Annotated in this window: 6 protein-coding genes and 1 pseudogene; 3 read left to right on the forward strand and 4 right to left on the reverse strand. The window is 60.1% G+C overall.

What is annotated here, in order from left to right:
• Positions 1–263 precede the first annotated feature (263 nt).
• Positions 264–1,535, forward strand: coding sequence for an aspartyl protease family protein (locus tag SKP52_RS24305; RefSeq protein WP_228383951.1), 1,272 nt, complete (start codon positions 264–266; stop codon positions 1,533–1,535).
• A gap of 227 nt (positions 1,536–1,762) precedes the next feature.
• Here the strand turns inward: SKP52_RS24305 and SKP52_RS24310 are convergent, their stop codons facing one another.
• The 3 genes from SKP52_RS24310 to cadR form a co-directional block, all read right to left on the reverse strand.
• The gene (locus SKP52_RS24310) at positions 1,763–3,007 is read right to left on the reverse strand and encodes a sodium:proton exchanger (RefSeq protein ID WP_040110230.1); all 1,245 of its coding nucleotides are present in this window, start codon (positions 3,005–3,007) and stop codon (positions 1,763–1,765) included.
• Between the two features lie 121 nt (positions 3,008–3,128).
• Positions 3,129–3,437, reverse strand: coding sequence for a DUF190 domain-containing protein (locus SKP52_RS25830; RefSeq protein WP_081997600.1), 309 nt, complete (start codon positions 3,435–3,437; stop codon positions 3,129–3,131).
• 416 nt (positions 3,438–3,853) lie between these two features.
• The gene (cadR, locus tag SKP52_RS24315; protein WP_040110231.1) at positions 3,854–4,288 is read right to left on the reverse strand and encodes a Cd(II)/Pb(II)-responsive transcriptional regulator; all 435 of its coding nucleotides are present in this window, start codon (positions 4,286–4,288) and stop codon (positions 3,854–3,856) included.
• An 85-nt stretch (positions 4,289–4,373) separates the two neighbouring features.
• Here cadR and SKP52_RS24320 point away from each other — a divergent pair, with 85 nt between their 5' ends.
• Positions 4,374–6,779 (forward strand): heavy metal translocating P-type ATPase, encoded by a 2,406-nt coding sequence (locus SKP52_RS24320; protein ID WP_040110232.1) that lies wholly within the window; start codon positions 4,374–4,376, stop codon positions 6,777–6,779.
• Positions 6,776–7,822 (forward strand): signal peptidase II, encoded by a 1,047-nt coding sequence (gene lspA, locus SKP52_RS24325; RefSeq protein ID WP_040110233.1) that lies wholly within the window; start codon positions 6,776–6,778, stop codon positions 7,820–7,822. Before SKP52_RS24320 ends, lspA begins: the two co-directional genes overlap by 4 nt.
• Here the strand turns inward: lspA and SKP52_RS27525 are convergent.
• Positions 7,793–8,538: pseudogene (locus SKP52_RS27525) on the reverse strand (IS5 family transposase). The gene lspA and the pseudogene SKP52_RS27525 overlap by 30 nt on opposite strands.
• Between the last annotated feature and the right edge of the window lie 109 nt (positions 8,539–8,647).

The following is an 8,647-nucleotide window of genomic DNA, read 5'->3' on the forward strand; positions in this document are numbered from 1 at the left end:
GCTCCGCTTCGATGGCGACGCGCTCCTTTGCGATCTTGAGCCCTGCCGTCTACCCGGTCCGGGTTTCGCCGAAGCGATTGAGGCTGCCGAGCCCCATCCGCCTTCGCCCCTACCTGGCGCACGGGTTTGATAGCGATAGGGATATGGCCAGCACTGGTGATGGAAGCGTCAATGCACTAACAATTCAATCGTGGAGGCCCGTCAGTATAGGGGCCATAAGGATCGCCCCTCCGAACAAGTGTGGTGAGGTCGCTCGATGTTGCTTGAACGGCTTCAAAATGGAGATGGAGGGAGACGGCGATGTGATGAAGGCGGGAACAGGTGTATCCGCGATCGTACGGCGTACGATGATGAAAAGTCTGCTCGGCTTTGGAACGGTCAGCGCCATGAGTTCGGCCCGACTTCTTTTGGCCGCACCCGGGTCGCTCTCCTCATGGAACTTTGGCGCTATGTCCCCCCAATGGCAAACGATCGAGATCGCAAATGGGGACACATTGCTTGTTCCGGCTCTGGTCGCCGGGACGCATGCGACCGCAATCCTCGATAGTGGGAGCGGCGCATCGATCATCAGTACCTCTTTCGCAGCCAGGATTGGCCTGAGCAGCGACGAGCAGCGAACAATCAGCGGTCTAAGCGGCAAGGCGCCGGTTCGACTCGTCCGCAATGTCGAAGTGAGTTTCGGAGGCGTGGTTCGCCGCCTTCCGTTCGTTGTCGCGGCGGACCTTGGCGCCGCATCGGCGGCGTTCGGACGCTCGATAGACGTCATCCTGGGCGAGGATATGTTGCGCGGAAACTGTATCGCGCTCGATTTCGCTAACAGCCGATTGGCCCTCGCAAAAACTGGAAGCTTTACCGGTGGGGCGGACTGGGCACCTTCGGCGCTCGGACGGGGTGCCAAACGCGAGCTCTTTATTTCCGCTTCAATCGAAGGACGCACGCCCGTTCCGCTCATGTTCGACTTGGGAAACTCCACCGCGTTAATGTTGTCCTCGGCTTATCTCGAGGCTCAAGGCATCTTGCAGGGGCGGAGGACGTCGACCGCCGCCTACGGCGGAGTTGAAGGCGTTCGGCTAGCAAAAATACTCACGGTGCGAGATCTGACGATTGGCGCAGCAGGGGTTTTTGCACTTCCAGCGCTAGGCATTGCGAACTGGCTATCGGTCGACACCGTCGGAAACATTGGCCTGCCACTCATAGCGCAGTTCGATGTGATGCTTGACGTAACCGCGGGATTTGTCTGGTTTCGTCGACCCCCATCGCAACATCGGCTGCCGATGCTCAAGGACCGTAGCGGCTTGGGCTTGGCGGGATCGGCCGATGCGCTGACAGTCGTTCATGTCGCGCTATCCAGCCCTGCGTCAGCAGCCGGCTGGGTTGCGGGAGAACGTATTGTGGCCATCAATGGCCATCCCGTTGATCCGAGCTACACGCGTGGATCTTTGTGGGCGTGGCGTTTCGACGCCGCGGGAACGGTCGTGAAGCTGGAATTGGCAGAGGGAAGCATGCGCGAATTAACACTCGCCGACTATTACTGATTTGGGGCAAGACGCGCAGAGCGTTCGCGGTCCGCGCGGTGCAATCAGCGTAGTTTTGCCGGCATGCCCCGAACCGTCACGGCTTATATGCCAGCTCGCCCCGGGAGAAGGTCAGGCGGGGGGAACGGACCGTGAGTCCGTGCGCGATCATCGCTTTCGAAGCAACCGATGCCGCTCTCCAAGCCTCCGATCTCTATTGCGTTCTAGCGGCGACCTTCTGCCCGCTATCAAGCACGACCTCGCACACCGGCTTCCGGAGCCCCGGCCAGTAGAAATTTCACCAGATCCACCAGTGCTTTGGCGTTGATCGCGAAAATCAGCAGCGCGAGCCCCAGATAGCCCCATCCCAGCCAGGTCAGGCTGATGATCGTGCGAGCCTCGTTGCCTTGCCAGACGACCGCCAACACTACCTGTGCCACAAACAGACCGGCAAGTGCGACGGCGCTGCCGAGGCCCAGGCGCAGCCGCAGCAACAAGGCGATGCCAAACAGGGACTGTGTCGCAGTGAGGAAGAACTCTTCGTGCTGACGCGCGTCGAGCGGCAGGGGCGACAGATGGCCCGCGCCGAGGCTGAGCGCGAGCGGCAACATCCCGACCAGCAAGGTCCACTGATTGATCTTGTCTGATATCATGGTCGCCAGGCCATTTTCGGCACGGCCCGAGAGCACAAACAGCACGGCGACCACCACGGCCGGCGCTTCGCTCGCGAGCGGCGCCAGCCATTGGATGAGCAAGAATTCGTCGAACCCAAGCACGCGTCCGGAGTCGACCATCGCCTCCGCAAAGGGTTCGGCCGACAGCAGAATCACCGCCATTGCGGTAAGGGTTAGCGCCCCCATCACGAACCACTGCTGGCGCGAAGGGAGCACGCTGAGCGCCGCTGCCGGGCCGGGCTCATCGTCGGAGTCGCCTTCGCCGCCCTCCTCTGCAAGGCTCGCGCGCCAGACATAGAGGCCGAACATTGCAACCAACAGGGCGGTATCGACGATGGTGATGGCGTTCTTGAACAAGATATTGAAGGCATAGAGGCTGGGCAGCAACAGAAAAACTATCTCGGTTCTGTTGGTGGGCCGCAACGGAATCGCACGTTCGCGCGTCCGGCGCCAATGCAGCAGAACCAGCAATGGCCAGGCAAGTCCGACCAGCAAACGATTGGCGCCAGTCATGTTGGCTGCCGCGTAGTGCACATAATTCGAACCCGGGTTCGCTCCGGCGGAATAGGCGTAGTAGAAGTCGACCGCATATTCGGGCAGAACGGTAATCAGCGCTACAATCGCCACGATCAGTCCGGCGGAGATGCGCTTTTCGGCAGCCTCGGCGCCCCAAGACAAATAGAAACCTGCGCCGAGAATCGCGACACCGAATATCAATGCGTCGAGCAGCGGATTGGGGCGCCATCCCGTCGTTCTAAGAATGATCGCCGGCGCCATGGCTGCCGCCGTGATGACAAGCAGTACGACAAATTGCCGCATCGATCGGGGGCGAGGACTATCTGCAACCGGTTGGAAGTTCACGGGCCTTACTCCTGCTTTGGAGGGCTTTTGGGCTGGCATTTGTCTGGAGCTTATACATCCTGACGAGCGATCGCGCTCTTCAACCTGGCTGCGCCGCCGCCGCCGAGGTGATCAGTCCGGTTCCCGGCATGTCGCTCCGTATTTCAACGAACGCGGGCAACTTGCCTTCTTGATCCGCAATTTCAATGACGACGGCCCCGTCACTCTCAAGGACATACCGGCGACGACCGTGGGCTGACCGGCCAAATCCGATCAATGCCTCTGAAAGAGTGGCCCCAGCGAGATGCGTGTCCCGTGCTTGAGACGCAGCCGTCTCGAAGACCTTGCGATCGCCAGAAGAAGCGGTCTCATCGGTATAAGTGCGAAGTAGCTTGGTTTCATTTCCCACAACGCGCTCCCATCTTCACGCTGCCGCAAGTGGCGCTGCTGCCACTCCGCGGTCTCTTGGTTCGCTTGCGGCGCGCCGCGATCCGTTCACCCCGGCCTTCGATATTGCATGCAGAACAAGACGGGTGTCAATCGGCGTGCAAATGGCGCTCTGACGCAGTTTTGATGATAAGCTTGTTATGAAATCTCGCCTCAGCCATTGGCTCGGCTATTTCGGACCCATGATTTGGGAACCTACCGTTGGGGCGGATCGAAGGCCTCGTCTCGGAGCTTGCCCGAGGATATGCTACCCCGAAAATGGATGTTCGCGGAGCGATCAGCAGGATGACTCCATTCTCCTTGTCTGTGAACGGAGCGATGGTCTGTGGAGAGGCGTCTCGGAAAACAAAAAATAACGCATGCCAAGCCGTGGCATGCTCATAAGTTTGCCTGTTTGGCACTTGCAACATGGCACTTGGAATCTGACAACCCAATTAGGATGCCGCACGCCTCCATCGGTCGAGATCCAGAACATCTCTCGCGCAGGTCGACTAGGTGCTGCCTCAACTGCAACAGCGCGGCCACGCGCACTTCCACCTGCTGAATATGGGTGTCAAGTAGCACATTGATTCCGCCACAATCCTGCGTCGGGTTGTCTTTCAGGCCTAACAATGTCCGAATCTCGCTCAACGTCATGTCGAGCGAACGGCAATGACGAATGAACTGCAAGCGCTCGATGTGTGCATCGCCGTACAGCCGGAAGTTGCCACCGCTTCGCGCCGGCTTCGGCATCAGCCCTTCCTTCTCGTAATAGCGAACGGTCACGACCTCGCACCCGGAGCGCTTGGCGAGGTCGCCAATCCTGATTTCCATGCCTCAATCTCCATTTATCGCTTGACTCTATAGCTACTATAGAGAGCTACATGAAGTCTGAATAGACGACCTGAAGGAGGTATCCGTGAGCGAATGTTCTTCAAAGGGGTGTGGCCACCCGGTCGGCCCGATCGTTCAACCCACGGCACAAGCCCTGCGAGCAACCAAATCAACTCAGGCGGTGTATCGCATCGAGAACATGGATTGCCCCACGGAAGAGGCGTTGATTCGTAGCAAGCTCGCCGGGCTTGAGGGTGTGGCGGGTCTCGAATTCAATCTGATGCAGCGTACTTTGGTCGTTCAGCACGAACTGCCTTCGCTGACGTCCGTTGAGCAAGCGCTAGCAGCCATTGGCATGCAGGCTGTGCGCATGGATGGGACGTCGGCCGAGCAAACGACGAAGCTGTCCATTGCCAAAATGGATTGCCCTACGGAAGAGGCGTTGATCCGCAACAAGCTGGGCGCAATGGCCGGGGTTGCCGATCTCGATTTCAACCTGATGCAGCGCACGTTGTCGGTCCGCCATGCTGACCAGGCTCTTCCTGATGTCCTCGCGGCACTGCGAACGCTTGGATTAGAGGCGCAGGTAATGGACGCGGCGGAGGCTTCCTCTTCAACCGCTTCCCCTGTGAACACGCCGACCAAGTGGTGGCCGCTGGTCATCTCCCTTGTAGCGGCATCCGCTGCCGAGGGGGTCTACTGGTTCAACAACGGCAATCATTGGTCGGTCGTCGTTCTTGCGCTCGTCGCAGTCTTCACGGGCGGCCTTTCCACCTACAAGAAGGGTTGGATCGCACTCAAGAACCGTAACCTCAACATGAACGCCCTGATGTCGATTGCCGTCACGGGCGCCATGTTGATCGGCCACTGGCCGGAAGCGGCGATGGTGATGGTCCTGTTCTCGCTGGCCGAAGTGATTGAAGCCAAATCGCTGGATCGCGCTCGCCATGCAATCCGCGGCCTGCTCGACCTGGCCCCGGAAATGGCCACGGTGAAACAGGCTGACGGTACATGGCGCGAGGTGGGCGCGAAGCAAATCACCATCGGCAGCCGCGTCAGGGTCAAGCCAGGTGAGCGCATCGCCCTCGATGGAGAGGTGCTGGAAGGCCGCTCCACAGTCAACCAAGCCCCGATCACGGGCGAAAGCCTCCCGGTCGAAAAATCCTCGGGTGATCCGGTGTTCGCGGGCACGATCAACGAATCCGGGTCATTCGAGTACCACGTCACCGCCGTGGCCAGTGACTCCACACTGGCCCGCATCATTCACGCTGTAGAGGCTGCTCAGGGGAGCCGTGCGCCGACCCAGCGTTTTGTCGATCAGTTCGCTCGTTGGTATACGCCAATCGTGTTCGGCCTAGCAATCGCCGTCGCATTGCTGCCCCCGCTTCTTGTGGGCGCGGCCTGGCTCGACTGGATATACCGTGCGTTGGTTCTGCTGGTTGTCGCCTGCCCGTGCGCACTGGTGATCTCCACGCCGGTCAGCATCGTCAGCGGCTTGGCTGCAGCCGCCCGCCACGGCATTCTCATCAAGGGCGGCGTCTATCTGGAAGAAGGCCGCAAGCTGCGCTGGCTGGCTCTGGACAAGACCGGCACGATCACGCACGGCAAGCCTGCGCAGACCGATTTTGTGCCATGGGGCGATGTATTCGCTTCCGACGGTCGTAGCATCGCCGCCAGTCTGGCGGCCCGCTCAGATCATCCGGTGTCCAAAGCGGTGGCGCAGGCCGCGCAGGCTGATGCGATTTCCCTACTCGACGTGACCGAGTTCAGTGCGCTGCCCGGTCGGGGTGTGCAAGGCAAAGTCAACGGTGAGGTCTATCATCTTGGTAACCATCGGATGCTCGAAGAACTGGGACAATGCACGCCAGAGCTGGAACAACGCATTGCGGCGCTGGAGACCACCGGCAAGACCGTCGTGATGTTGGTAGGGACAAGGGGTGTCCATGCCTTATTCGCCGTAGCGGATACCATCAAGGACAGCAGCAGGAGTGCCATTGCTGAGCTGCATGTACTGGGCATCAACACAATGATGCTGACCGGTGACAACCACCATACAGCACAGGCTATTGCCGCACAGGCCGGAATAGACCGTGCGCAAGGCAACTTGCTCCCAGAGGACAAACTGCGCGAAGTTGAGGAACTGGCCAGAAGCGGCAAGGTTGGCATGGTCGGTGATGGCATCAACGATGCCCCGGCCTTGGCGCGCGCGGACATCGGCTTTGCGATGGGAGCGGCTGGCACAGATACCGCAATCGAGACCGCCGATGTGGCCCTGATGGACGACAACCTGCGCAAAATTCCGGCTTTCGTGCGTCTATCGCGCGCGACAGCTCAGGTGCTGATGCAAAACATCGTGCTGGCCCTTGGCATCAAGGCAATATTCCTGGTTCTTACCTTCACGGGTCACGCGACCATGTGGATGGCTGTGTTTGCTGATATGGGGGCCAGTTTGCTCGTCGTTGGTAATGGCTTGAGGCTGTTGCGCCGATGAATTGGAAACCCTTTCTCTATGACTGGGGTGGCCTGAACGTCGCGTTGTTTCAAGCCATCAACGCGGGTACGCCCGCCGCCATGGATCCGCTGGCGTGGGTTTTCAGCATCGTGGGAAGTTATTGGACGGCGCCGCTGATGATGCTGGGTCTGTGGTATTGGTCGAAGTCGGCCACCACCCCGGCGCGCGGCGCAGCCGTTCTGCACCGCCTTATTGGTTTTAGCGTGGCCTTCTTGCTGGCTTTGCCGGCTGCCACCGTCTTGAAGCTATGGCTTGACTTTCCACGCCCGCCTGCCGTCCTCGGCGACCTGGTGCGCGTCACCGGTGAGATTGAGTGGCACTACAGCCTACCCAGCGGGCACGCCATCTATGCCGCGCTGGTGGTTGGCGCGCTCTGGCCTTTAATGGGCCGTCGTGGCCGCATCGGTTTGGTACTCTACGCGGCGTTGGTTGGTTGGTCACGCATCGCAGCCGGAATGCACTTCCCCGCCGACGTGTTGGCGGGGTGGGTGTTCGGATTGAGTTGTACGGCGCTCGCCGGGTGGCTGATGCCGCTGGCCGCCCCTGTCTGGCAATCGGTTCGCCGCACGTCCGCCTGGGTCTGGTATGCAATGGCCGCCAGCGCGGCGCTGGCGGATCAGCTCGCGAAGTTCGCTATCACCCGCACGTTTTCTCATGGCGAGCAGGTCGCGGTTACGCCTTTCTTCAACCTTGTCTATGTCCTGAATCCCGGCGCGGCATTCAGCTTTCTGGCGAACGCCGGCGGCTGGCAACGATATTTTTTCATCACGCTGGGCCTGGCCGTTTCTGCTTGGCTGGGGGGCATGCTGTGGCAGCAACGGCCACACCTCCAAGCGGTGGGCTACAGCCTGATCCTTGGTGGTGCGCTCGGCAATGTCGCAGATCGCGTCCTGCGCAGTTCAGTGGTGGACTTTGTTGACGTGCATTGGCGACAAACCCATTGGCCCGCGTTCAACTTGGCTGACATGGCAATTTCTCTGGGAGTGTTCTGTCTAGGTTTCGTGGACAAAGGGTATCCATAGTTTGACTGAGGCGAGTGCGACGAAGCCGAGGTAAGATTCCTTGGTTTTGTCGTAGCGGGTGGCGACACGCCGCCAGTTCTTGAGCTTGTTGAACAGACGCTCGATCAGGTTGCGCCATTTGTATTTCGCGCGATCGTGCGGGGCGGGATTGCGCCGGTTGACCTTGGCCGGGATCACCGCCTCTACACCGGCTGCCTCGATCTCCTTGCGGATGGCGTTGGCATCGTAGCCCCGATCAGCCAGGAAGGCCTCGATCCGGTCGCTAATCATGCGGAACAGCGGAGCAAAGCCCTGCACATCGTGCGCCTGTCCGGGTGTCAGCACGAAGCCGAGCGGGAGACCTCTGGCGTCGCATCTGGCGTGGAGCTTGGTGGAGAAGCCGCCTCGCGATCGGCCAAGCGCCTCGGTTTGCTGAGTCCCCTTTTTATGCCGACGGCACAATGATGTGCCCGGACCACCGTGCTATCGATCATGTCGGCGGATGTATCGCGCCCCGCCAACTCGCCCAACGTCTCGAGCATGGCATCGAACACGCCGGTCGTGACCCAGCGTCGATAGCGCCGGAACACGCTGTTCCACTTGCCGTACTCATCGGGCAGATGCCGCCACTGCGCGCCGGTCCGGGCGATCCACATCATGCCTTCGAAATACGGGCGGTTATCCTGTGCGGGGCGGCATCCACGACCATGTTCAGGCGGCAGAAGCGCCCCGATCACTTCCCATTCTTCGTCTGTAACGCCGATCCGCTCGCCCAAGGTTGCCTCCAAAAGCCAGCCTTGAATCAGCGACCGAGTCCACAGTCAAGCTTTGTCCACGAAACCTAAT

Source organism: Sphingopyxis fribergensis (genome assembly GCF_000803645.1).
Classification (GTDB): Bacteria; Pseudomonadota; Alphaproteobacteria; order Sphingomonadales; family Sphingomonadaceae; genus Sphingopyxis; species Sphingopyxis fribergensis.